The organism is Streptococcus suis (assembly GCF_046032115.1).
GTDB lineage: Bacteria > Bacillota > Bacilli > Lactobacillales > Streptococcaceae > Streptococcus > Streptococcus suis_AJ.
Genome location: NZ_JARQOZ010000010.1, coordinates 25,745 through 47,595 on the forward strand (window position 1 = coordinate 25,745; position 21,851 = coordinate 47,595).

Genomic DNA, 21,851 nt, shown 5'->3' on the forward strand with positions numbered 1-21,851 from the left:
GATGATGATGACTCAGAAACCCATTATTATTGGCGTAACCGGCGGATCTGGGGGTGGCAAGACAAGTGTGTCACGTGCCATTCTGGATAATTTCCCAAATGCTCGTATATCTATGATTGAACACGATTCTTATTATAAGAATCAGTCACACCTAACCTTTGAAGAACGGATATTGACCAATTATGACCATCCACTAGCCTTTGACACAGATTTGATGATTTACCACCTGGGTGAATTGTTGGCAGGGCGTTCGGTGGATATTCCGATTTATGATTACACTCAGCACACACGTTCAGAGAAGACCTATCGTCAGGAACCACAAGATGTATTTATTGTGGAAGGTATTTTAGTATTGGAAGACAAACGGTTGCGGGATTTAATGGATATTAAGATATTCGTCGATACTGATGACGATATTCGTATCATTCGCCGCATTAAGAGAGACATGGAAGAGCGTGGCCGTAGCTTAGATAGTATCATTGAGCAGTACACCTCGGTGGTGAAACCAATGTATCACCAGTTTATCGAGCCAACCAAGCGCTATGCAGATATCGTCATTCCTGAAGGCGTCAGCAACGTTGTAGCCATCGACTTGATTAACACCAAGGTGGAGAGTATATTAAGAGAGCGTGGTTAAGATGCCGAAGCAAAGAATATTACCTCATATTATATTAGGGATTATGGGTGCTAGCGGTCAAATGGTAACTGGCAAACAGATTACCGACTATGTTCAACGTGATTTAGGCGAATTTTGGCAGGTTGCCCATAGTCAAGTCTATCCAGAGTTAAAACGGATGACAAAAGAGGAGTTGATTACCTGTCATGCTGTACCGGGAAATGAAAAAGAAAAGCAGTATGCAATGACGGCTACTGGTCGTCAGATTTTAGACGAATGGCTATCCATTCCAAATGAAGAAACGCCTCAGCAAAAAGACTTGTTTTCAATCAAGATGTTTTTTATCCGTGAAAAGGATGACCCACGGATTCCTGGTTTGTTGCAGAGTCAAATTGAACTAGTCACCAAGCACTTAAAACACCTAGACAGTCGTAAAGTTGAGCTGTTCTCAACCAAGGAAAGTATCCAAGACAATTATGGACACTATTTGATTTTGACACGGTCTATTGAACGCAACCGTGCCCAGCTCAAATGGTTAGAGGATACACTGGCAGAAATGTAACGATTCGGATTTCCGAATCGTTTTTTCTTGTGTCCTGTTTTGGATTATGTTAGAGTAAGAAGAAATGTGACTTAATTGGAGGAATGTATGTCAATCAAACAGATGGTTAGTATGGCGCTAGTAGTGTGGAATTTACTTGTCTTCATCACCTATGGTATGGATAAAGGGAAGGCAAGAAAGAACGCCTATCGGATTTCAGAAAAGACCTTATTACTCATGTCCTATTTTGGTGGCGGGCTGGGTGCCTGGGCAGGTGGAACCCATTTTCGGCATAAGACACAGAAAAAGTATTTTCAACTAGCTTGGGCTATAGGGGTATTGATTGATGCAGTGATTATGTACTGGATGCGGAAATAGGCGCAAGCCTTTTTCTTTATCGCTCGGACTATAAAAGTCGGCTTAACTATGCTATAATGTTCCTATGACAAAACAAGAAAAAATTTCAAATTATCAACTATTATTGGCTCAATTGGAAGCTCTTCTTGATGGTGAGACCAATGCTTTAGCCAATCTATCAAATGCTTCTGCTTTGCTCAATCAAGCTCTACCAAACTCTGTCTTTACAGGATTTTACTTGTATGATGGTAGTGAATTGATTTTGGGGCCTTTTCAGGGTGGCGTTTCCTGTGTTCATATCGCACTTGGAAAGGGTGTCTGCGGTGAGGCTGCAGCTAAGCGCCAGACTATTCTCGTAGACGATGTTCGTCTACATGATAACTATATTTCCTGCGATGCGACAGCCCTATCAGAAATCGTTGTGCCAATGGTGAAAAACGACCAATTATTGGGCGTTTTGGACTTGGATTCGAGATTGGTAGCTGATTATGATGCTATTGACCAAGAATATTTAGAGCAGTTTGTTGCCCTTTTAGTGGAGAAAACGGACTGGAATTTTGCTATGTTTGGAGAAAAAGGGTAATGTACCAAGCTTTATATCGGAAATACCGCAGCCAGACCTTTGGAGAAATGGTGGGGCAGGAGGTGGTGGCGACCACGCTCAAGCAGGCCATTGAGCAGGGGAAAATCAGCCATGCCTACCTCTTTTCGGGGCCTCGTGGTACGGGTAAGACTTCGGCAGCCAAGATTTTTGCCAAGGCCATGAACTGTCCCAATCAGGTGGGCGGTGAGCCTTGTAATGACTGCTATATCTGTCAGGCCACTACCGAGGGCAGTCTGGAAGATGTGATTGAGATTGACGCGGCATCCAATAATGGTGTCGATGAAATCCGTGATATTCGGGACAAGTCAACTTATGCACCTAGCCTTGCGACCTACAAGGTCTATATCATTGACGAGGTCCACATGCTATCGACAGGGGCTTTTAATGCCCTCTTGAAAACCTTGGAAGAGCCGACGGAGAATGTGGTCTTTATTCTTGCGACGACGGAGTTGCATAAGATTCCTGCGACGATTTTGTCTAGGGTGCAACGTTTTGAATTCAAATCCATCAAGGTCACGGATATTCAGGCTCATTTGGCTCAAATCTTGACCAAGGAAGGTATCAGTTTTGACGACCAAGCCTTGACCATTATTGCCCGTCGGGCAGAAGGGGGGATGCGGGATGCCCTATCTATTCTCGACCAGGCACTCAGTCTCAGCCATGACCAGACAGTTACCTTGGAAATTGCGGAGGAGATCACGGGTTCCATCAGTTTACGTGCTCTGGATGACTATATAGCTAGTCTGCGTCAGGCAGATAGCGTGTCGGCACTGGGTCATCTGCAGACCTTGTTTGACCAAGGCAAGAGCATGAGCCGTTTTGCGACGGACCTCTTGCATTACCTGCGTGACCTCCTTATCGTGCAGACGGGTGGTGAGAATACCCATCTGACTGCTGGTTTTACGGAAAATCTAGCACTGGCTCAGGATCGGATTTTTACCATGATTGAGTTGGTGACCAAGGGACTGGCGGACATCAAGTCTAGCCCCCAACCCAAGATTTACGCTGAAATGATGACTATTCGTTTGGCTGAAAGTGGTTCTACTTCGGGCGCAATGGCAGAGCTACCAGCAGATTTGGTCAGTCAATTAAGTAACCTTCAGCAACAAGTAGCAGACCTACAGAAACAATTAAGCCAACTCTCAAGTCAACCGAGTGCTGTTAAGCCAGTTTCACGCAAGCCACAGGCTCCGAAGAAGTACCGATTGGATACCAGCAAGGTTCATGCTATTTTGCAGGAAGCTATGGAAAATCCAGCATTGGCGCGTGAAAATTTGACTCGCTTGCAAAATGCCTGGGGAGAAATTATCGAGAGTTTATCTGGTGCGGACCGGGCCTTACTTGTTGGTTCTCAGCCAGTCGCAGCTAATGAAAATCATGCAATCTTGGCCTTTGAATCCCCACTCAATGCTGAACAGACTATGAAACGGGACAATCTCAATACCATGTTTGGTAATATTCTCAGCAAGGCCGCAGGCTTCTCGCCACAGATTTTGGCTATTGCTCAGGAAGATTGGGTCAGCATTCGGGCCGAATTTTCAGCCAAGGCCAAGGGGCAAAAAACGCAAGAAAGAGAAAAAGAAGAAAGCCCTGTTCCAGAAGAATTTGGCTTTCTAGCAGACACTGTTGAGATAGTAAATGATTGATAGCAATATCGGTCTTAGGACTGATGTGGAACGTGCTTGACTAAGGTATACTATAGTCAATCCTAAATATTTTTCATAATCTCCTTAAGAAAGCACCGACTGAGTTGGTGTTTTCTTGTTTAACTAGCATACATAGAAAGAAGGGATATAAAAAATCAGCCAGTCGACTGATTTTTTGGTATAATTTATCTATGAAACTGTCACAATTTCTTCTTTTGTCTCTTTCGACAATTATCGCTATTTATTTTATGAATACTTCCATTCTTTCTAAGGATTTTTTACTTGCAGGTATTTTTGCCTTTATCGCCTTTCGCAATCTTCATTTTGCCTATAAGGTGACACGTTTTATTCGTTTGGTGGAGAAGCAGACCAAGAAGTAAGACTGATTTCTCCGCTGGAGATGATTTTTGCCTTGCCGTTATCCAGTTGGATGACTAGATTGCCTGTATCGGTGACTGCGATGGCTGTTCCCTTAAATTCAACCTGATTTTCTACAAAGCTCACTTGTTGGCCAACAACAAGTGATTTTTCTTTATAGAGAGCAATCAATTCTTTTTCGTCGGTTTCGAAGAATGCTTTCCAAATGGCTGTAATCAACTGGTTGCGGGTAAAGGGAGGTTGGTCGTCGAAGAGATTGCCAGCTGATTGCCGGAGTTCTTTGGGAAAATCATCGATATGGACATTGATACCCACTCCGATGATGACATCAGTCACCCGTTGGTTTTCCATGGAAGAAATGGCTTCAGTCAGGATGCCAGCCACTTTCTTCTGCCCCAGATAAATATCATTGACCCACTTGATTTGGATATCTAGGTCACAGAGGGACTGAATGGCCTTGACCACAGCGGCAGCGACTAGAATGGTATAGGGTTTAAATTCAAGGAAGGGGACATTGGGAGAAAGGCGGAGTGACATATAAATACCGCCAGATTTGGAAGCATAAAATGGCCGCCCAAATCGTCCCTTGGCTTTATTTTGATAGGGAGCTAGATAGAGGGCGGGACTAGTATGACCGGATTCAATACCTTGTTTGGCATCTAGCTGGGTGGAGTCGCTATCCATATTCAGGTGGACAGGTAGTTGAAGCTCCTGAGAGATTAATTCGGGTAAGAGTAAATCGCCTTCGGCTAATCTATAGCCACGATTACGGGCAGCCTCAATAGTTAAACCATGCGTTTCTAACTGGCGAATGGCCTTCCAAATGGATGTCCGTGAAATGCCCAATTCCTGTGCCAAATCTTCTCCGCTGACATAATCCTCTCTCTCTTTTAAAAGGAGATATATTTTCTGATAGGTTTTCATACCTTCATTATAGCAAAAAATTCACCTAAAACGTGATATAATAGTTTCAAATAAGGAGGTTTTCATGAAGACACTTGATTACATTGTTAAATTGACCAACACTCCGTCGCCAACTGGTTTTACGACGGATATTATGAATTACATCAAGGCAGAGGTTGAAAGTTTCGGCTATGCTGCTAGTAAGACCGCTAAAGGTGGTGTTTTGGTGACAGTTCCGGGGGAAAATGACCAGGAACACCGCATGGTGACTGCTCACCTGGACACATTGGGGGCCATGGTGCGTGCAGTGAAGCCAGATGGCCGACTCAAAATGGATTTGGTGGGAGGATTTGGATACCCTTCTATTGAGGGAGAAAACTGCTTGATTCATTGTGCCAAGAATGGTAAGACCTTCACAGGTACCATTCTCATGCACCAGACCTCTGTCCATGTCTACCGAGATGCCAGCACCGCTGAGCGCAATCAGACCAATATGGAAATTCGTTTGGACGAAAAAGTGACCAATGCGGACGAGACGCGGGCCTTGGGTATTGAAGTCGGAGATTTTATATCATTTGATCCTCGGACCGTCGTGACTGAAACTGGCTTTATCAAGAGTCGTCACTTGGATGATAAGGTATCCGCAGCTATCCTGCTTCATCTTTTGAAGGTTTACAAGGAAGAGGCAATCACTCTACCTTATACCACCCATTTCTATTTCTCCAATAATGAAGAGATTGGCTACGGTGCCAATTCCAGCATTCCTGCTCAGGTGGTTGAATATTTGGCAGTCGATATGGGGGCAATGGGAGATGACCAGCAAACTGACGAATACACAGTTTCTATCTGCGTCAAGGATGGCTCGGGTCCCTACCACTACGAACTTCGTCAACACTTGGTAGCCTTGGCTGAAAGGGATGGCATTCCTTATAAGTTGGACATCTATCCTTACTATGGTTCAGATGCTTCAGCAGCTATGCGAGCAGGAGCAGATGTCAAACATGCCCTACTTGGTGCAGGAATTGAATCCAGCCATTCTTACGAGCGGACCCATTTGGATTCGGTCCATGCGACAGAGCGGATGGTCGATGCCTATTTGAAATCAGCAATGGTAGACTAAGATGAATGAAAGCCGTTTTTTAGAGTTATTCAATGACTTGGATAAGGTCTTGCGCAAGGTCTGTGGAGTTGCGGATGGGGAATATGCAGATGTTGGCTCCATGCTAGCAAAAGCCAAGGAATTGACGCGACATAATCCCGTTGAGGCTAATTGGGACAATCTCTACGTAGCCAGACAGCTCCGTAATCTCATGGTCCATGAAAGACGAACGAGTTTGAAAGAGGTCGCTCAGCCCTCGCCAGAATTGATTGCTGTCTTGGAAAAGGTCATTGCCCAGTACCAAACACCCATGACCATTGAAACTTACTTACAAAAAACTCAGAAAATCAAGCCTATTATATTTGATAGTCGAGATAAATTGATCAAGGCCTTGGAAATCGTCGAGCGAGAGCATGTTTCCAAGTTTCCGATTTTTTCTGGCAGGTCTTATCAAGGTTTGGTGTCCGATAAGGGTTTGGCCAACTGGTTAGCCAAAGCCAGTAAGGAAGTAGGCTCAATCCGTGATACATTAGTGGAAGCAAGTTTGGCAGATGTATTGGCTTGTGAGGAAGATAGTATTCAAGTGGTCATTTTACCAGCTCAAACCAGTCTCTACCAGCTGATCAATCATTTCCAAGGGCAGAAACGGACAACGGTTTTGGTCAGTCGTCAATCCAATGGGCAACTTCATTCGCCAGAGGATATTGTAGGTATCATTACAGCTCAAGACTTAGTAGCAATTTATGGAATGGTGGATTGAGCGGAAAGGAGAAATCATGTCAACAAATCGTTTAGCTTGGGATGAGTATTTTGCGGCGCAGGCGCTCTTGATTGCCAATCGGGCGACTTGTAAACGTGCTAAAGTCGGTGCTGTCTTGGTCAAGGACAACAAGGTTGTGGCAACAGGCTACAATGGATCGGTTTCAGGGACAGAGCATTGCTTGGATCAGGAATGCCTTATGATTGACGGTCATTGTGCTAGGACCTTACATGCGGAAGTCAATGCCATCTTGCAGGGAGCAGAAAGGGGCATTCCACATGGCTTTACTGCCTATGTGACCCATTTTCCATGTCTCAATTGCTCCAAGCAATTGTTACAGGTTGGTTGCCAACGTGTCGTCTATATAAACGAATACCGAATGGATGATTATGCCCAGTATTTGTATAAAGAAAAGGGCTGTGAGTTGGTTCATTTACCGCTAGAAACAGTCAAGCAGGCCATTGCAGAAGCAGAATTTATTTAGTAAGGGAGGTTGTCTTGCACACCTCTCTTTATTTTTTAGAAAATACTAGGATAGTCACATGATATATGCTATACTAGAATCGTTATTAAGTCCCGAAAAGGTAGTTATCAGACTAGTTAACTTTTGCAGACATACTTGAAAGTTATTGCTTTCTCGTTGAGTATCTGGAAATTTCCCTTTGCTCAAGACAAAAGTCTTTCGCAAATAACTAGTCGGAGACTAGTTCTTTGTAACCTTAGTAACCCGCTAGTTTCTAGCAAATATTCTATTTTAAGGGGGACATTTTTATGTCAGAACGTAAGTTGTTTACGTCTGAATCTGTTTCGGAGGGTCATCCGGACAAGATTGCAGACCAGATTTCAGATGCCATTTTGGATGCTATTTTAGCAGAGGATCCAGATGCGCACGTAGCGGCGGAAACGGCTGTTTATACAGGCAGTGTTCATGTGTTTGGAGAGATTTCAACCACTGCCTATGTGGATATTAACCGTGTGGTACGGGATACCATTGCGGAGATTGGCTATACAAAAGGTGAGTATGGTTTTTCAGCTGAGTCGGTTGGGGTTCATCCGTCACTTGTAGAGCAATCGCCAGATATTGCCCAAGGCGTTAATGAAGCCTTGGAAACGCGTCAAGATGCTAGTCAAGATCCATTGGATTTGATTGGTGCAGGTGACCAGGGGCTCATGTTTGGTTTTGCAGTAGATGAAACGCCAGAGCTCATGCCATTGCCAATTTCACTGAGCCACAAGTTGGTGCGTCGTTTGGCCGAGTTGAGAAAATCTGGTGAAATTGCTTATCTCCGTCCAGATGCTAAGTCACAGGTAACAGTTGAATACGATGAAGACAATCAACCTGTTCGTGTGGATACTGTCGTTATTTCGACCCAGCATGATCCAGAAGTTAGCCAGGAACAAATTCGTCAGGATGTCATTGAGCGTGTCATTAAGGAAATCATTCCAGCTCATTATCTGGATGACCAAACCAACTACTTTATCAACCCAACTGGTCGCTTTGTTATTGGTGGACCTCAAGGGGACTCTGGTTTGACAGGTCGTAAGATCATCGTTGATACCTATGGTGGTTATTCACGTCATGGTGGCGGTGCCTTCTCTGGTAAGGATGCGACCAAGGTGGACCGTTCTGCATCTTATGCAGCACGCTACATCGCTAAAAATATCGTAGCAGCTGGTTTAGCTAAAAAGGCTGAAGTTCAATTAGCTTACGCCATCGGTGTAGCTCATCCAGTTTCTGTTCGCATTGATACCTTTGGTACAAGTACAGTAGCAGAAAGTAAATTGGAAGCTGCTGTTCGTCAGATTTTTGATCTGCGTCCAGCGGGAATTATTCAAATGTTGGACCTCAAACGTCCGATTTACAAGCAAACTGCAGCCTACGGACACATGGGACGGACTGATATTGACTTGCCATGGGAGAAATTGGACAAGGTGGAAGCCTTGAAAACTGCTGTTTTGTAATGAAATAGTTGTCCATTTAGTGAGAAGTTTGTGAAAGCGTTAATTGTCTTTGCACATCCTAGAAAAGAAAGCTTTACACATGCTTTGGTTGATAGAGTGGCGGAAGCTCTGCTGGAAAATGGAGCAGAAGTCGTCATACGAGATTTATACGAAATAGGATTCGATCCCGTGTTACGTGGAGAAGATACCATCCATATTGAGGATGGTAAATTTGTACGTCAGGCAACTGTTTTTCCAGCAAATGTTCAAGTTGAAATGGATTTGATTGCCGAAAGCGACTTACTAGTCTATATATTTCCGAGTTGGTGGAATGGAATGCCTGCTATTATGAAAGGTTACGTAGACCGTGTATTTCAACATGGCTTTGCTTACAGTTTTGAATCTGATGAACCACGTAAATTATTTTCCACTAAGAAAGCTATTTTCTTTACGCCAACAGGGCAGCCGCAAAATGCAGATGGAAGTCTGACACCGATTGATCAAGCGATGAAAACCCTGACCTCAGAATGGCTTTTCAACAGCAACGGTGCTCAAGTCATTGACCATATCTTCTATGGGCGAGTACCTTATTTAACGAGAGAAGAGCTGGAGCTGTATCTCGTGGATGCAAGGGAGCAAATTCAGAGAATTTTTCATAAATGATGAAGAGAGATTCACTAATAGTATATAAATATGAAGGACTGAGTTCATTAGCTCGGTCCTTTTGCCTGCACGACAAACGCAAGAAGAAAACATTGTTTTCAGAAAACTTACTTTCATATTTTATCGTCATTTAGTTTTTCTTTTATTACTTCGTTAATTCGCCTTGCCTAACTTCAGTTATATCTGTGGCTCATTACCTCGTACTAAAAGTAAACTAAAAGACTATATACAGTTTTTTAGCAAAAATTTATGCTATAATTAGTCTGAGTTTGAGGAATTACTCATGACTAAATGTAAAAAAACTATGAAAATAAATTAAAAAAATGCATGTAATAAGAAAATGGTTACATGCATTTTCTTCAAGCGTACGGCGTGTTTTGCCTGCTATATAACTAGCTTTTTCCAAGACTTTATGATAGAATGAAACGTATGCCTTTTTAGGCAAATTAAGAAAGTGAATGTTAGTATGAGAAAAATTGTAATTAATGGTGGAAAAACACTGAAAGGGTCGGTTACCGTTAGTGGTGCAAAAAACTCAGTTGTTGCTCTTATTCCGGCCATTATTCTTGCAGATGGGATTGTTACTCTGGACGGAGTACCTGCAATCTCGGATGTAGATAGCTTAGTTGATATTATGGAAACAATGGGCGCGACCGTCAAGCGTGATGGTGAGACGCTTGAAATTGATCCTCGTGGTGTGCAAGATATGCCAATGCCATTTGGTAAAATCAACAGTTTACGTGCTTCTTATTATTTCTACGGGTCACTCCTTGGACGCTTTGGTCAGGCAATCGTTGGTCTGCCAGGTGGCTGTGATTTGGGACCGCGTCCGATTGATTTGCACTTGAAGGCTTTTGCGGCCATGGGTGCTGAAACGACTTATGAAGGTGAATACATGCGTTTGGCAACTAATGGTCAACGCATTCAGGGAGCGCATATCTTCATGGATGTGGTCAGTGTCGGTGCAACAATCAATACCATTTTGGCTGCGGTTAAGGCTGAGGGTCGTACGGTTATTGAAAATGCGGCGCGTGAACCTGAAATTATTGATGTGGCAACTTTGCTTAACAATATGGGGGCACGTATCCGTGGTGCTGGTACAGATATTATCACCATTGATGGTGTGGACAGTCTAAAAGGAACACGTCATCAAGTGATTCCAGACCGTATTGAAGCAGGGACTTATATTGCCCTTGCTGCTGCTGTTGGTGAAGGTATTCGTATCGATAATGTCCTTTATGAACACTTAGAGAGTTACATCGCTAAGTTGGAAGAAATGGGTGTTCGCATGACCATTTCTGAAGATAGTATTTTTGTTGAAAAGCAAGAGAAATTGAAGGCGGTAAGCGTGAAAACTTCACCTTATCCAGGTTTTGCGACAGACTTGCAGCAACCCATTACACCTTTACTGCTTAAGGCAGAAGGTACTGGTACGATTGTTGATACGATTTATGAAAAACGTGTTGGACATGTGCAGGAGCTTGCAAATCTTGGAGCAAAAATCTCTACTCGTAACAACCATATTGCCTTTGAAGGTCCAAATCAACTGACAGGTACATCTGTTAAAGCTACTGATTTGCGTGCGGGAGCCGCAATGGTTATCGCTGGTTTAATGGCTCAAGGGCGTACAGAAATTACAAACATTGAGTTTATTCTACGTGGTTACTCAAATATTATTGATAAGCTGACAGAATTAGGTGCAGATATTCAATTGATTGAGGATTAGAGAGCCTAATTGAGAACTACAATCTCAAAACGTAAACGATTTAAAAAACGAAACAATCTGGGGCTGGGAGTAATTCTCAGCCCCTTGGGTACACTATGACACTTTGGACAAGACTAGCAAAGTTTGCTTGCTTTGAAACAGAACGCTTGATTTTACGCCCATTTTCCTATGAAGATGGAGAACATTTCTTTGAAATTGTATCCAATCCAGAAAATCTTCCCTTTATTTTTCCGGCCTTGGAGGATAAGAACCTGGCTCTTGCGACTATGGTTGGAAAATTCATGCGGTCACCTTTGGGCAAATGGGCTCTGGTGGATAAGGTTTCTAGGCAGATGATTGGTGCGCTTTGTTTTGAAAAATTAGATGAACGTTTGCTAACTGCGGAGCTCAGCTATTTCCTAAAAAAAGACTACTGGAGTCGAGGGCTGATGACGGAAGCGGTGAAAAATCTGGTCTTTCTAGCCTTTTATGAATTCGGTCTGAAGGAATTGACCATCATCACCCATGAGGAAAATGTGGCCAATCAGATGGTAGCTAGAAAAGCGGGCTTTGTGCAGATCGAGCAATATAAGGGAAGTGACCGTTACAGTCACAAAACAAGAAATTATAGAAAATTTAGCTTGAAGAAGACAGATTTTATATTAGAAATATATGAGGAGAATGAATGATTACCATTAAATCACAACGAGAAATTGATGCAATGAACCGTGCTGGAGATGTTCTGGCTGGTATTCATATTGGTTTGCGAGAGATTATCAAGCCAGGCGTGGACATGTGGGAAGTAGAAGAATATGTCCGTAAAACATGTAAGGAAAAAAATGTCTTGCCCCTTCAAATTGGTGTTGACGGTGAGTTGATGGACTATCCTTATGCGACTTGTTGTGGATTAAATGACGAGGTCGCTCATGCCTTTCCGCGTCATTACAAACTTAAAGCAGGTGATTTACTGAAGGTCGATATGGTTTTGAGTGAGCCCTTAGACAAAGCGGTAATTGATGTTTCTAAGCTCAACTTTAATGATGTCAAGGCTATGAAGAAAATCACCCAGACCTATCGTGGTGGTTGTGCGGATTCCTGCTGGGCTTATGCGGTTGGTCAGGTCTCTGAAGAAGTTCAAAACTTGATGGACGTGACTAAGGAATGTTTGTATCGTGGTATCGAGCAAGCCGTTGTTGGTAATCGTATCGGCGATATCGGTGCTGCTATTCAAGAATATGCGGAAGGTCTTGGCTACGGTGTTGTTCGTGACTTGGTAGGTCACGGCGTTGGACCAACCTTCCACGAAGAGCCGATGGTTCCTCATTATGGAACTAAAGGTCGTGGTCTTCGCTTGCGTGAAGGCATGGTTTTGACTATCGAGCCTATGATTAATACAGGGACTTGGGAAATCGATACGGATATGAAGACTGGTTGGGCTCACAAAACACTTGATGGTGGCTTATCTTGCCAATATGAGCATCAGTTTGTCATTACTAAGGATGGTCCAGTCATTTTGACGAGTCAAGGTGAAGAAGGGACCTATTAATTCTCGGTGTGGTCGTGAATAATAGATGAATGAGGAAGGAGGAGAGAATGAAGAAAACCAAAATAGTTGAAGGTTTGAAAACATTCTGCTCAACTTTCTTTTCTTTTTATCGTTCTGCTGATAGCGATGTAACAAGTGTTGCAGTAGCTTACTATTTGTTAATTTCTATTTTCCCTATTCTTCTAACTCTTGCGAATTTACTGCCCTATTATCCATTTGATGTGGATATGATTTTATCGGTTATAGCTGAATTTGTGCCAGACAAGCTCTATCCTTCGGTTTCATCTTTTATCACTTCTGTATTAACAAAGCCGTCGTCATCATGGTTAGGGATTTCAATTCTGACCACTCTTTGGACCCTGTCACGTAGTATGACCATTTTGCAGAAGGCCTTTAATAAGGCTTATGGCATCAATGAACACCGTGATTTTATTATTGGGCATTTGATTGGCATATTTTTAGGAATTGGTCTGCAGGTAATTATCCTCTTAAGTATTACGCTTTTGACTTTCGGGCAGGCAGTTTTTTCTTATATTAATAAGCTGGTTCCTATTGAAGACGCCTGGCTGAAGGGACTTCTTAGTCAAACACAGTTAGTAGGTTTAATGGCTCTGTTTGCCGCCTTGGTTATGCTTTATTTCTTTTTACCAAATGTTCGGATAAAAAAAGTTCGATATGTTTTTCCAGGAACCTTGTTTGTTCTGTTGACGATGACTTCTATTGGAAAGTTATTTTCGATTTATGTTGATAATTATGCCAATAAGTTGCTGGATTTTAGAATAGTAACAGCTGTCGTCTTTCTTGTTTTTATGCTTTGGTTCATTTTTATGGCTCAGGTACTCATCGTTGGTGCAATGATTAATGCTACGGTTCAAAGTATGCAGGTAGAAGAGTTTCATGCCAGAGATGGGGATATTGTTTCTATCTTGAATAGGCTCAAGGCAAGATTTACAGCGATAGATAAAGAATGAGGTGGAAGAATTCCCACCTCATTTCTTATCTTTAAATACAAATAATTTACTTAAAACGTAGTTTAGGACAATAACTAAGACTTGCGAGAAAAGTGTCGCAATGGCATTGACCAGGTTGATGTTGTTATGTACAAATTGTCCAATCAATTGTGGATAGGCAGCTACGAGTATATAGGCTAAAGCCATATCCAAAACAAGAGTGACAATTCGAGCGGTAGTGAATTTGATGAGGCGTTGGAACCAGCCTTCCCTTACTTGTTTAAATACAAAGCGATCATTTGTCCAAAAGGCAAAGAGGATAGCTACTGCATTGGCTAAAAGAGTTACTAGCAGAATGGATGGGATGAACAGAAAGAGTCCCATACGGGTAATCATATAAACAAGAGTTGCTGCCACACCTGCAATCAAATAGAGAATAACTTCGTTATTGATGAGTTGATAAAATAGTTTTTTCATAGGACTAGTCTATCATTTTTAGGAAAAATATGCTATACTAATCAACGTTGTTGACAAATTCAATGACCCTTGGGGCTTGCTCACTTTACCCAAGCATATTTTAAGCTTTTTCGCTAAAGGAGAATTTTATGAATACATCTAAATGGACTGCCAGAGATATGGCAGAAATTGCTCTTGTTGCGGCGATTTATGTCGCTCTTACCTTGATGCCGCCATTGAATGCTATTTCCTTCGGGGCTGTTCAGTTCCGTTTGTCTGAAATGCTCAATTTCTTGGCTTTTTATAATCGTAAGTATATTATCGCTGTGACCATTGGCTGCATGATTTCCAACTTGATTGGTTTTGGCGTGATTGACCTCTTTGTAGGTGGATTCTCGACATTAATCTTCGTTACCTTGGGAGTTATTCTGTTTGAAAAATACAAGAAGGACTATCTATTCGGTGGATTATTTAACAAGGCTTTCTTTTATTTCTCATTCTTTTTTGCGGCAACTATGTTTACCATTGCTTTAGAATTAAAAGTCTTATATGATCTACCATTCTTTCTAACTTGGTTGACAACAGCAGCAGGAGAATTGCTTTCTCTATTAGTTGGGGCTGTTGTTATCGATAAACTATCCAAGAAAATAAATTTTGAAAAGTAAGTATACAATAAATGTGAGCAGACACTTTCGGGTGTCTTTTATTTTTAGGTCGCATTATTTTGTATTGATTGACAATTTAGTTTATACTGGGGATAGAAGAAATAGGAGGTCTTTTATGACAAGATATACGTTTTCAAATGGTGTAACTGTTCCTAAAATTGGTTTTGGAACTTGGCAGATACCTGATGGTGAAGTGGCGTACGGTGCGGTTTCTTATGCATTGGAAGCGGGCTACCGCCATATTGATACGGCTCAGATTTATGGCAATGAAGCTAGTGTTGGTCGAGCTATAGCTGATAGTGGCCTAGCTCGTGAGGACATTTTTTTAACAACTAAGGTTTGGAATGATAAGATTGGCTATGAAGATACCCTTGCTTCAGTAGAAGAATCCATGCAAAAACTTCAGGTGGATTATCTGGATTTGTTACTGATTCATTGGCCAAATCCCAAGGCTATTCGCGACAGCATTGGCTGGAAGGAACGCAATGCCCAGGTTTGGAAGGCATTAGAAGAGCTCTATCGTGCTGGAAAAGTGAAAGTAATTGGAGTTTCTAACTTTATGGAACACCATCTAGAAGCTTTGCTGGAAACGGCTGAGATTATCCCGATGGCTAATCAGATTATGTTAGCTCCAGGAACTCCTCAGTCAGAATTAGTTGCTTACTGCAAAGCCAAAGGCATTCTCTTGGAAGCCTATAGCCCATTTGGTACAGGGACCCTTTTCCAAAGCCAAGAAGCAGCTGATTTGGCTAAAGAAGCAGGTTGCAGCGTGGCTCAGCTGGCACTGGCTTGGTCTTTAGATAAGGGCTTTCTACCATTACCAAAATCAACCAACCCAGAAAATATCAAGGCCAATTTGGATATTGATGACCTGGTCATTAGTCCAGAGGCCGTAGCACAGTTGGACAAGCTAGCTGGTGTCAAAGGGTGGTTAGACCCAGACTTGGCAGCGTTTTAAGAAGAAAAGTGAAAGTATGTGTAGCTCACATGCTTTTTCTATTGAGTCACTTGTACCGCTTTCATGCTATAATAGAAGCTATGGAAGAAAAATATTTGAAAATTGCTCAGGAATTGGGCGTTAGTTTAAAACAAATTGATACGGTCTTGGCTTTGACAGCGGAAGGTAATACCATTCCCTTTATTGCTCGTTATCGGAAGGATGTGACGGGGAACTTGGATGAGGTGGTCATCAAGTCTATCATTGATCGGGATAAGGCCTTGACTGCTCTCGCTGACCGTAAGGCTACTGTCCTTGCCAAGATTGAAGAACAGGGCAAGTTGACAGACCAGCTCCGTCAGGCTATCGAGGAAGCGGAAAAGTTGGCAGATGTGGAAGAACTCTACCTGCCTTATAAGGAAAAACGTCGGACCAAGGCAACGGTGGCACGTGAAGCTGGACTTTTCCCACTGGCTCGTCTAATTTTGCAGAATGTGGCTGACTTGGAAGAACAGGCTGCTGGTTTTATCTGCGAGGGTTTTGACACTGCTCAGGCTAGTTTGGCTGGGGCTGTGGATATTTTGGTCGAAGCAATCTCAGAAGACAATAAACTTCGGGCCTGGGTCTACCATGAAGTACAGACCAATTCAAGCCTTACTTCAGAGCTAAAAGACCAAGAAGCTGACGAGAAAGAAGTCTTTCAGATTTACTATGATTTCTCAGAGAAAGTGGCAAAAATGCAAGGTTATAAGACCTTGGCCATCAATCGTGGGGAGAAATTAGGCATTCTCAAAGTTTCTTTTGAACACAATGTGGATAAAATGATCCGTTTCTTTGAACTGCGTTTTCCACAGTCTAATAGCTACATAAAGGATGTTACCCAGCAGGCTATCAAGAAGAAAATTTTGCCTGCTATGGAGCGTCGGATTCGAACAGAATTGACAGAAGAAGCAGAAGAAGGGGCTATCCAACTCTTCTCTAAAAACCTACGAAATCTGCTCCTTGTATCTCCCCTCAAAGGCAAGGTTGTTCTTGGTTTTGACCCTGCCTTTCGGACAGGGGCTAAGCTGGCAGTTGTTGACCAGACTGGAAAACTCTTGACAACCCAGGTCATCTATCCAGTTGAGCCGGCTGGTCAGCGTCAAATTGCTCAGGCCAAGAAAGACCTGGCAGACCTGATTGGGCAATACCAAGTGGAAATCATTGCTATCGGAAATGGAACGGCCAGCCGTGAATCGGAGGCTTTCGTTGCTGATTTGCTCAAGGATTTCCCAGAAGTTTCTTACGTCATCGTCAATGAAAGCGGAGCCTCTGTCTACTCAGCTTCTGAATTGGCCAGATATGAGTTCCCAGACCTCCCTGTGGAAAAACGCTCTGCCATTTCCATCGCCCGCCGTCTGCAAGACCCTCTGGCTGAGCTGGTCAAAATCGATCCCAAGTCTATCGGTGTCGGCCAGTACCAGCACGATGTCAACCAGAAATCTCTGTCTGAAAGTCTGGACTTTGTAGTCGATACGGTGGTCAACCAGGTCGGGGTCAATGTCAATACGGCAAGTCCTGCCCTTTTGGCTCACGTCGCTGGTCTCAACAAGACCATTTCGGAGAATATCGTCAAGTACCGCGAGGAAAATGGTGCCCTGACTTCTCGTCAGCAGCTTAAAAAGGTTCCTCGTCTGGGTGACAAGGCCTTTGAGCAGGCAGCTGGTTTCTTGCGCATCCCAGATGCGACTAACTTTTTGGACAATACTGGCGTGCACCCTGAGTCTTACAAGGCTGTGGAAAACCTGTTAGAACTTCTAGCGATTGACCACTTAGATGAGGCTGCGCAGGAAAAATTAAAGCAGGTGGCAATCGCAGATACGGCGGAAAAAATCGGTGTTGGTCAGGAAACCTTGAAGGATATCATTGCAGACTTGCTCAAACCTGGTCGTGATTTACGGGATGACTTTGAAGCACCAGTCCTTCGTCAAGATGTCTTGGATGTTAAGGACCTGGTAGTCGGACAGGAATTGCAAGGTACAGTCCGCAATATTGTGGACTTTGGAGCCTTTGTGGATATCGGTGTCCATGAAGATGGCTTGGTCCACATTTCACGCATGGTCAAGCGCAAACGGGATAAGAATGGACGCCAACAAGCCTTACCTCATCCAAGTGAAGTCTTAGCCGTTGGGGAAATTGTAACGGTCTGGGTGGTTGAAGTGGATATCAAACGCAACCGTATTGGTCTTAGCCTTTTGAAACCAAATGGATCTGAATAAGTATGTGCAAGAAGTCTCCTTGCAAGACTTCGGTAAGGAATTTCGGCATGTAGCAATCTGGAACAGGCGACTGCGGTCAACAGGTGGTCGCTTTTTTCCAAGAGATGGGCATTTGGATTTTAACCCCAAACATCTGGAGGAGCAAGGCTTAGAAGTCTTTCGGAAGATTGTCCGCCACGAGCTCTGCCATTACCATCTCTACTTTGAGAAGAAAGGCTATCGGCACGGAGATAGGGACTTCAAAGAACTGCTGGCTGCGGTGGACGGCCTGCGCTATGCTCCCAAACTGGAACAAACTGCCAAGCCTAGCCTGCTGTATACCTGTCAGTCCTGTGGACAAGTCTACCAGCGCAAGCGCCGCATTGACCTAAAAAAATACCGATGTGGGAAGTGTAGGGGGCTTTTAGAGAAAACACTTTAATACAAGAAAACCAGTCCTAAGATATTCACTTAGGGCTGGTTTTCTGTGAAAGGGATTGAAGTATAGGTTTTGGGGTCAGTACAAGAACAACGAGGTAGAATAGGAATAAACTTTTGTTAAATATTATATCATATATCATATATTATATATTATTTTGTTGCAATTAAACGCCATATACGGAATATTGTTGCCGGAATTCAATAGGTGACAAACCGGTATTTTTTTTAAATGATTTAGAAAAATATGAATAATTATCATATCCTACTTGATCTGCAATAATATATACTGTTGCATTGCTATTTAATAAAAGTTTTTTTGCTTCTTCAATTCGCTTATCTGTAATATAATTAATAAGAGTTTTACCTGTTTCATGTTTAAATAATCTTGCAAGATGATCTGGGCTGATGAAAACCAAATCGGCAAGCACCTTCCGATTTAATTCTTCGGAGTAGTGATGGTCTATATAGTCAATAATAATTTGTGAAAGAGATTGTTGTGATTCAAGTAGTTTAATATAATCACCAGCTGTATTACTATAAAACTCAATGTATTTCAGCCAATCTTCAATGCTGTTAAAACACCGTTCTTGATAATAATCATGCATTTTAGTCTGAAATAGTTTATGGGCTGAGATTCCTTTTTGATCTAATATGACACTGATTTTTTGTAATATATCTAATTGCATTCTCTTTAACCATGAAGTCGGAAACAATCGATTGTTTTTTAAACTAGGGTATTGTTCAAATAAAAACGATGATAATTTATTGTAAGATAATAATGTAGAATCCGCTGGTAGCATACTAATATCTGAATACCTTATATCTGTTTTATTATCAATAGTATATATGGCGTTCTGATGCCCAATGTACTCATAACTAAAGTTGTAGAGAGATTGAGTATTCGTTAGAATTGATTCGAGATTTGAATGTTTGCCCAACAGAATTTGAATTGGCTGATTGAATTTTTCAGTTAAATAAACTTGTAGTTCTGAGAAAAATTCACTTTTCTGAAGATTATTTACCGATTTGAATAGGAATAAATACCTTTCAGCATATTGCGGTATTTTTATGGACGTAGCTAGATGATAATGAGTGTGTATGTTTGTAAATGATTGAATAGCCTGAGTCAATTGTCGAGTCCAAGACAATGTTATTTCCTGATTATTCTCATAAGATAGCTGTAAGGTAAGGATGATTGGTTGTAAGCCATTATTTGAAATATTTTTAGAAAGGGCGTCCTCTAAAAATAATTTATCATCATGAGATGCGGGTTTTCTTAGATATTCAAACCAAAATATTTCTTCGTTTACAGGTAAGTTTTTCGCCTCTTGTTTCTTTTTTCTTATTTTAGCGATTGCTTTTTGGATAATAAGTCCAAATTTTTCATAATCAATTGGCTTAAGATAATATTCAAAACTTTGTAATTCAATAGCTTTTTGAGCATAGTTAAAATCGGCATAATTTGTTAGAAAAATAGCTTGTGTTGAATAGTTTTCTTGCCGAATCCAAGCTAAAAGCTCTAAACCAGATCCTTGTGGCATTTCAATATCGCTGATAAGTAAGTCTATCTCCGTTTCTTTGAAAAAATTTTGAGCCTGTCTCATACTATATGCTGAAAAAACTTGATCGACACCAAATTCTTCCCAGTTTATTTTTTCATTAAGTGCTTGGATAATATATGAATCGTCGTCAACGAGTAAGATTTTCATTTGTTGTTCCTTTCTTATTTTGATGCGGTAGTATCAATTTTATCATAGCCCCACCTTCAGGTTTATTCATAAAATGAATGTAATAATTCTGTTGATAAAGACTGTCCAATCGTTCATATGTATTTGTTAAACCGACATGTTTCCCATCTTTAGTAATTAAGGATGTTCGAGATAATAATTTTGACAAAATATTGGCTGGGAATCCAGGTCCATTATCTTCTAACATGATTCGGTAATAATCATTTTTCTCGGTGACTGAATCTATAGTCAACTTTACTGAAAGTTTTGTGTCCATTGAGAAGCAATGTTTAAAAATATTTTCTACAAATGTTTGAAGGATAAGCGGAGGAATAGAATTGTTATATACTCTTTCTGCTATTTCCACTTGAAATGAAAAATTATTTCCGTAACGTAATCTTTGAACTTGTAAGTAATCTTGGATATGTTGGATTTCATCTTTTAATAAAACAAAATCTTGATCCGTTTGAAAAAGGTAACGAAAATATTGTGATGTTGAAAGTGTTAATTGTTCAATCTCTTCATAATGTTCCGTTTGAATCATTCCGTGAATCATACTTAGGATATTTAAATAAAAATGGGGATGAATTTGATTTTTTAGGCGATTTAATTCGATACTTTTTTGTTTTAATTTTGAATTGAAAATGTCATGTTTGAGTATCTGAATCTCATTGAAAAGCTGGTTAATTTGATGATTTGCATCATCAATTTCTATGATACCCTCCTTACCAAATTCGAAATCTTCAGGATTTGTTCCTTGTAAATGTTGGAGTAACCTCTTCATAGGGGAAATGACTCTTTTTTGAGTATAGAATAGGCTCCAGAATGCTAAAATCGAAATGATTAGAGGTAGTAATAAAATTGAGAATTGAAGCATGAGAACATTCCGAAAGGCGTCTTGGTAATCAATGTTTACATAGATATTAAAAGGTAGTTTTGTGACATTTTTATTTGCAATAACTGTTTCATATTTGGAGAAACTTGTATTGTCAAATATGGACGATTTTTGTGGAGTATCAATTGAGATACTTCCATTGTCTCCAACTTCTATTTCATTTAATGGTTTAAGGATAGCATCAATTGGTGTGATAGAATATAAAGTCTTTTCTTTATAGGAAACGACTTTGTAAATATAATGTTGTTGATCAATTGTGGCAATATTCCAAGTATTGTAGTTGGAGTAGTCCTCCTGTTTCCTTGTTTTAAAAAATTGTTCAATCTTTAAAAATTCTGAATAAGCGATGTGTAGCGGGGAGATATTTATCAAATCTAACGTTTGTTTATCTTGAATAAATAGAGAAAAATCAACATTGTTATAGGTTTCAAATTCTTGAACGTGTGATCGTATTTTTTGTAAATTTTTTATGTATTGTTCCTGTTCGATATTCAACAGAAAATTATCTAATGATTCATCATTTATCACAGTCCAGTATAAAAATCTTTCTTCGGCAGTTAAATCTTGTTTTAATGCGCGTGTAAAAATATTTAAGGTACTCTCAATCTGAGAAAGGTTCTGTTTCTTCATGCTACTCATGTACAATAAACTAAGAATGCAATTAATAATAAAAACGATGCCAAAAATAGTAAGTAGCAATTTAGAAAGATAATCAATAGATTGGTTCTCATTAATTTTATTTAATGTATGGGATAATTTCATAAAAACACCTCATTTTATGAGC

The 21,851-nt window shown here is 41.1% G+C and carries 23 protein-coding genes and 1 riboswitch; of the genes, 19 read left to right on the forward strand and 4 right to left on the reverse strand.

The annotated features are described in order from the left end of the window. The first annotated feature begins 7 nt into the window (after positions 1 to 7). The 6 genes from udk to P7J36_RS04765 all read left to right on the forward strand — a co-directional run bounded on the left by udk (position 8) and on the right by P7J36_RS04765 (position 4,144). The gene (udk, locus tag P7J36_RS04740) at positions 8 to 637 is read left to right on the forward strand and encodes a uridine kinase (protein ID WP_002940213.1); all 630 of its coding nucleotides are present in this window, start codon (positions 8 to 10) and stop codon (positions 635 to 637) included. A gap of 1 nt (position 638) precedes the next feature. Next, positions 639 to 1,178 carry a PadR family transcriptional regulator gene (locus P7J36_RS04745; RefSeq protein WP_024376722.1) on the forward strand — a complete coding sequence of 180 codons (540 nt, stop codon included), beginning with the start codon at positions 639 to 641 and terminating at the stop codon, positions 1,176 to 1,178. An 87-nt stretch (positions 1,179 to 1,265) separates the two neighbouring features. Beyond that, complete coding sequence (locus tag P7J36_RS04750; RefSeq protein ID WP_408551398.1) at positions 1,266 to 1,535, forward strand: DUF1294 domain-containing protein; 270 nt, start codon at positions 1,266 to 1,268, stop codon at positions 1,533 to 1,535. Positions 1,536 to 1,599: 64 nt separating this feature from the next. Then, positions 1,600 to 2,097, forward strand: coding sequence for a GAF domain-containing protein (locus P7J36_RS04755; protein WP_408551399.1), 498 nt, complete (start codon positions 1,600 to 1,602; stop codon positions 2,095 to 2,097). After that, positions 2,097 to 3,764 (forward strand): DNA polymerase III subunit gamma/tau, encoded by a 1,668-nt coding sequence (gene dnaX / locus P7J36_RS04760; RefSeq protein ID WP_408551400.1) that lies wholly within the window; start codon positions 2,097 to 2,099, stop codon positions 3,762 to 3,764. Before P7J36_RS04755 ends, dnaX begins: the two co-directional genes overlap by 1 nt. A gap of 191 nt (positions 3,765 to 3,955) precedes the next feature. Beyond that, on the forward strand, positions 3,956 to 4,144 hold the full coding sequence (locus tag P7J36_RS04765) for a DUF3272 family protein (RefSeq protein ID WP_408551401.1): 189 nt from the start codon (positions 3,956 to 3,958) through the stop codon (positions 4,142 to 4,144). On the opposite strand, the gene birA is transcribed toward P7J36_RS04765, so the two are convergent. Further along, entirely contained in the window at positions 4,110 to 5,066 is a 957-nt protein-coding gene (birA, locus tag P7J36_RS04770) for a bifunctional biotin--[acetyl-CoA-carboxylase] ligase/biotin operon repressor BirA (protein ID WP_408551402.1), read from the reverse strand. The two genes, P7J36_RS04765 and birA, sit on opposite strands and share 35 nt — an antisense overlap. 64 nt (positions 5,067 to 5,130) lie before the next feature. On the opposite strand from birA, the gene P7J36_RS04775 reads away from it, so the two are divergent. From P7J36_RS04775 to P7J36_RS04815, 9 genes are all read left to right on the forward strand, one after another. Then, positions 5,131 to 6,165, forward strand: a complete 1,035-nt coding sequence (locus tag P7J36_RS04775; protein ID WP_408551403.1) for a M42 family metallopeptidase — start codon at positions 5,131 to 5,133, stop codon at positions 6,163 to 6,165. Position 6,166: 1 nt separating this feature from the next. Continuing rightward, positions 6,167 to 6,904 (forward strand): hypothetical protein, encoded by a 738-nt coding sequence (locus P7J36_RS04780; protein ID WP_408551404.1) that lies wholly within the window; start codon positions 6,167 to 6,169, stop codon positions 6,902 to 6,904. Between the two features lie 16 nt (positions 6,905 to 6,920). Next, entirely contained in the window at positions 6,921 to 7,388 is a 468-nt protein-coding gene (locus tag P7J36_RS04785) for a deoxycytidylate deaminase (protein WP_172081498.1), read from the forward strand. 287 nt (positions 7,389 to 7,675) lie between these two features. Next, a complete protein-coding gene (metK, locus tag P7J36_RS04790; RefSeq protein ID WP_014638423.1) occupies positions 7,676 to 8,866 on the forward strand; it encodes a methionine adenosyltransferase in 1,191 nt (396 codons plus the stop codon). A gap of 30 nt (positions 8,867 to 8,896) precedes the next feature. After that, entirely contained in the window at positions 8,897 to 9,508 is a 612-nt protein-coding gene (locus tag P7J36_RS04795) for an NAD(P)H-dependent oxidoreductase (RefSeq protein ID WP_408551405.1), read from the forward strand. Between the two features lie 466 nt (positions 9,509 to 9,974). Beyond that, a complete protein-coding gene (locus P7J36_RS04800; RefSeq protein ID WP_398582228.1) occupies positions 9,975 to 11,234 on the forward strand; it encodes a UDP-N-acetylglucosamine 1-carboxyvinyltransferase in 1,260 nt (419 codons plus the stop codon). A 95-nt stretch (positions 11,235 to 11,329) separates the two neighbouring features. After that, positions 11,330 to 11,902: a GNAT family N-acetyltransferase gene (locus P7J36_RS04805; RefSeq protein ID WP_408551406.1), complete on the forward strand. Its 573-nt coding sequence runs from the start codon at positions 11,330 to 11,332 to the stop codon at positions 11,900 to 11,902. Further along, positions 11,899 to 12,759, forward strand: a complete 861-nt coding sequence (locus P7J36_RS04810; protein WP_408551407.1) for a methionyl aminopeptidase — start codon at positions 11,899 to 11,901, stop codon at positions 12,757 to 12,759. The genes P7J36_RS04805 and P7J36_RS04810 overlap by 4 nt, the downstream gene beginning before the upstream one ends. A 47-nt stretch (positions 12,760 to 12,806) precedes the next feature. Continuing rightward, a complete protein-coding gene (locus P7J36_RS04815; RefSeq protein ID WP_398591512.1) occupies positions 12,807 to 13,730 on the forward strand; it encodes a YihY/virulence factor BrkB family protein in 924 nt (307 codons plus the stop codon). 18 nt (positions 13,731 to 13,748) lie between these two features. Here the strand turns inward: P7J36_RS04815 and P7J36_RS04820 are convergent, their stop codons facing one another. After that, complete coding sequence (locus tag P7J36_RS04820; protein WP_024384996.1) at positions 13,749 to 14,186, reverse strand: GtrA family protein; 438 nt, start codon at positions 14,184 to 14,186, stop codon at positions 13,749 to 13,751. A gap of 28 nt (positions 14,187 to 14,214) precedes the next feature. Next, positions 14,215 to 14,317: riboswitch (PreQ1 riboswitch) on the forward strand. Here P7J36_RS04820 and P7J36_RS04825 point away from each other — a divergent pair. The 4 genes from P7J36_RS04825 to P7J36_RS04840 all read left to right on the forward strand — a co-directional run bounded on the left by P7J36_RS04825 (position 14,315) and on the right by P7J36_RS04840 (position 18,446). Further along, positions 14,315 to 14,830: a QueT transporter family protein gene (locus P7J36_RS04825; protein WP_408551408.1), complete on the forward strand. Its 516-nt coding sequence runs from the start codon at positions 14,315 to 14,317 to the stop codon at positions 14,828 to 14,830. (Overlaps the previous riboswitch by 3 nt.) A 115-nt stretch (positions 14,831 to 14,945) precedes the next feature. Further along, positions 14,946 to 15,788, forward strand: coding sequence for an aldo/keto reductase (locus P7J36_RS04830; protein ID WP_408551409.1), 843 nt, complete (start codon positions 14,946 to 14,948; stop codon positions 15,786 to 15,788). 80 nt (positions 15,789 to 15,868) lie between these two features. Next, positions 15,869 to 18,025, forward strand: coding sequence for a Tex family protein (locus P7J36_RS04835; protein ID WP_408551410.1), 2,157 nt, complete (start codon positions 15,869 to 15,871; stop codon positions 18,023 to 18,025). Next, on the forward strand, positions 18,012 to 18,446 hold the full coding sequence (locus P7J36_RS04840) for a SprT family protein (RefSeq protein WP_408551411.1): 435 nt from the start codon (positions 18,012 to 18,014) through the stop codon (positions 18,444 to 18,446). Before P7J36_RS04835 ends, P7J36_RS04840 begins: the two co-directional genes overlap by 14 nt. 163 nt (positions 18,447 to 18,609) lie before the next feature. Here P7J36_RS04840 and P7J36_RS04845 read toward each other — a convergent pair whose 3' ends face one another. After that, entirely contained in the window at positions 18,610 to 20,154 is a 1,545-nt protein-coding gene (locus P7J36_RS04845) for a response regulator transcription factor (RefSeq protein WP_408551412.1), read from the reverse strand. After that, positions 20,135 to 21,829 (reverse strand): sensor histidine kinase, encoded by a 1,695-nt coding sequence (locus tag P7J36_RS04850; RefSeq protein ID WP_408551413.1) that lies wholly within the window; start codon positions 21,827 to 21,829, stop codon positions 20,135 to 20,137. Before P7J36_RS04850 ends, P7J36_RS04845 begins: the two co-directional genes overlap by 20 nt. Positions 21,830 to 21,851 lie beyond the last annotated feature (22 nt).

Excerpts from the sequence above, each read along its gene's own strand:
- udk (WP_002940213.1), top strand. The coding sequence starts at position 8 with ATGACTCAGAAACCCATTATTATTGGCGTAACCGGCGGATCTGGGGGT.
- P7J36_RS04745 (WP_024376722.1), top strand. The coding sequence starts at position 639 with ATGCCGAAGCAAAGAATATTACCTCATATTATATTAGGGATTATGGGT.
- P7J36_RS04750 (WP_408551398.1), top strand. The coding sequence starts at position 1,266 with ATGTCAATCAAACAGATGGTTAGTATGGCGCTAGTAGTGTGGAATTTA.
- P7J36_RS04755 (WP_408551399.1), top strand. The coding sequence starts at position 1,600 with ATGACAAAACAAGAAAAAATTTCAAATTATCAACTATTATTGGCTCAA.
- dnaX (WP_408551400.1), top strand. The coding sequence starts at position 2,097 with ATGTACCAAGCTTTATATCGGAAATACCGCAGCCAGACCTTTGGAGAA.
- P7J36_RS04765 (WP_408551401.1), top strand. The coding sequence starts at position 3,956 with ATGAAACTGTCACAATTTCTTCTTTTGTCTCTTTCGACAATTATCGCT.
- birA (WP_408551402.1), bottom strand. The coding sequence starts at position 5,066 with ATGAAAACCTATCAGAAAATATATCTCCTTTTAAAAGAGAGAGAGGAT.
- P7J36_RS04775 (WP_408551403.1), top strand. The coding sequence starts at position 5,131 with ATGAAGACACTTGATTACATTGTTAAATTGACCAACACTCCGTCGCCA.
- P7J36_RS04780 (WP_408551404.1), top strand. The coding sequence starts at position 6,167 with ATGAATGAAAGCCGTTTTTTAGAGTTATTCAATGACTTGGATAAGGTC.
- P7J36_RS04785 (WP_172081498.1), top strand. The coding sequence starts at position 6,921 with ATGTCAACAAATCGTTTAGCTTGGGATGAGTATTTTGCGGCGCAGGCG.
- metK (WP_014638423.1), top strand. The coding sequence starts at position 7,676 with ATGTCAGAACGTAAGTTGTTTACGTCTGAATCTGTTTCGGAGGGTCAT.
- P7J36_RS04800 (WP_398582228.1), top strand. The coding sequence starts at position 9,975 with ATGAGAAAAATTGTAATTAATGGTGGAAAAACACTGAAAGGGTCGGTT.
- P7J36_RS04805 (WP_408551406.1), top strand. The coding sequence starts at position 11,330 with ATGACACTTTGGACAAGACTAGCAAAGTTTGCTTGCTTTGAAACAGAA.
- P7J36_RS04810 (WP_408551407.1), top strand. The coding sequence starts at position 11,899 with ATGATTACCATTAAATCACAACGAGAAATTGATGCAATGAACCGTGCT.
- P7J36_RS04815 (WP_398591512.1), top strand. The coding sequence starts at position 12,807 with ATGAAGAAAACCAAAATAGTTGAAGGTTTGAAAACATTCTGCTCAACT.
- P7J36_RS04820 (WP_024384996.1), bottom strand. The coding sequence starts at position 14,186 with ATGAAAAAACTATTTTATCAACTCATCAATAACGAAGTTATTCTCTAT.
- P7J36_RS04825 (WP_408551408.1), top strand. The coding sequence starts at position 14,315 with ATGAATACATCTAAATGGACTGCCAGAGATATGGCAGAAATTGCTCTT.
- P7J36_RS04830 (WP_408551409.1), top strand. The coding sequence starts at position 14,946 with ATGACAAGATATACGTTTTCAAATGGTGTAACTGTTCCTAAAATTGGT.
- P7J36_RS04835 (WP_408551410.1), top strand. The coding sequence starts at position 15,869 with ATGGAAGAAAAATATTTGAAAATTGCTCAGGAATTGGGCGTTAGTTTA.
- P7J36_RS04840 (WP_408551411.1), top strand. The coding sequence starts at position 18,012 with ATGGATCTGAATAAGTATGTGCAAGAAGTCTCCTTGCAAGACTTCGGT.
- P7J36_RS04845 (WP_408551412.1), bottom strand. The coding sequence starts at position 20,154 with ATGAAAATCTTACTCGTTGACGACGATTCATATATTATCCAAGCACTT.
- P7J36_RS04850 (WP_408551413.1), bottom strand. The coding sequence starts at position 21,829 with ATGAAATTATCCCATACATTAAATAAAATTAATGAGAACCAATCTATT.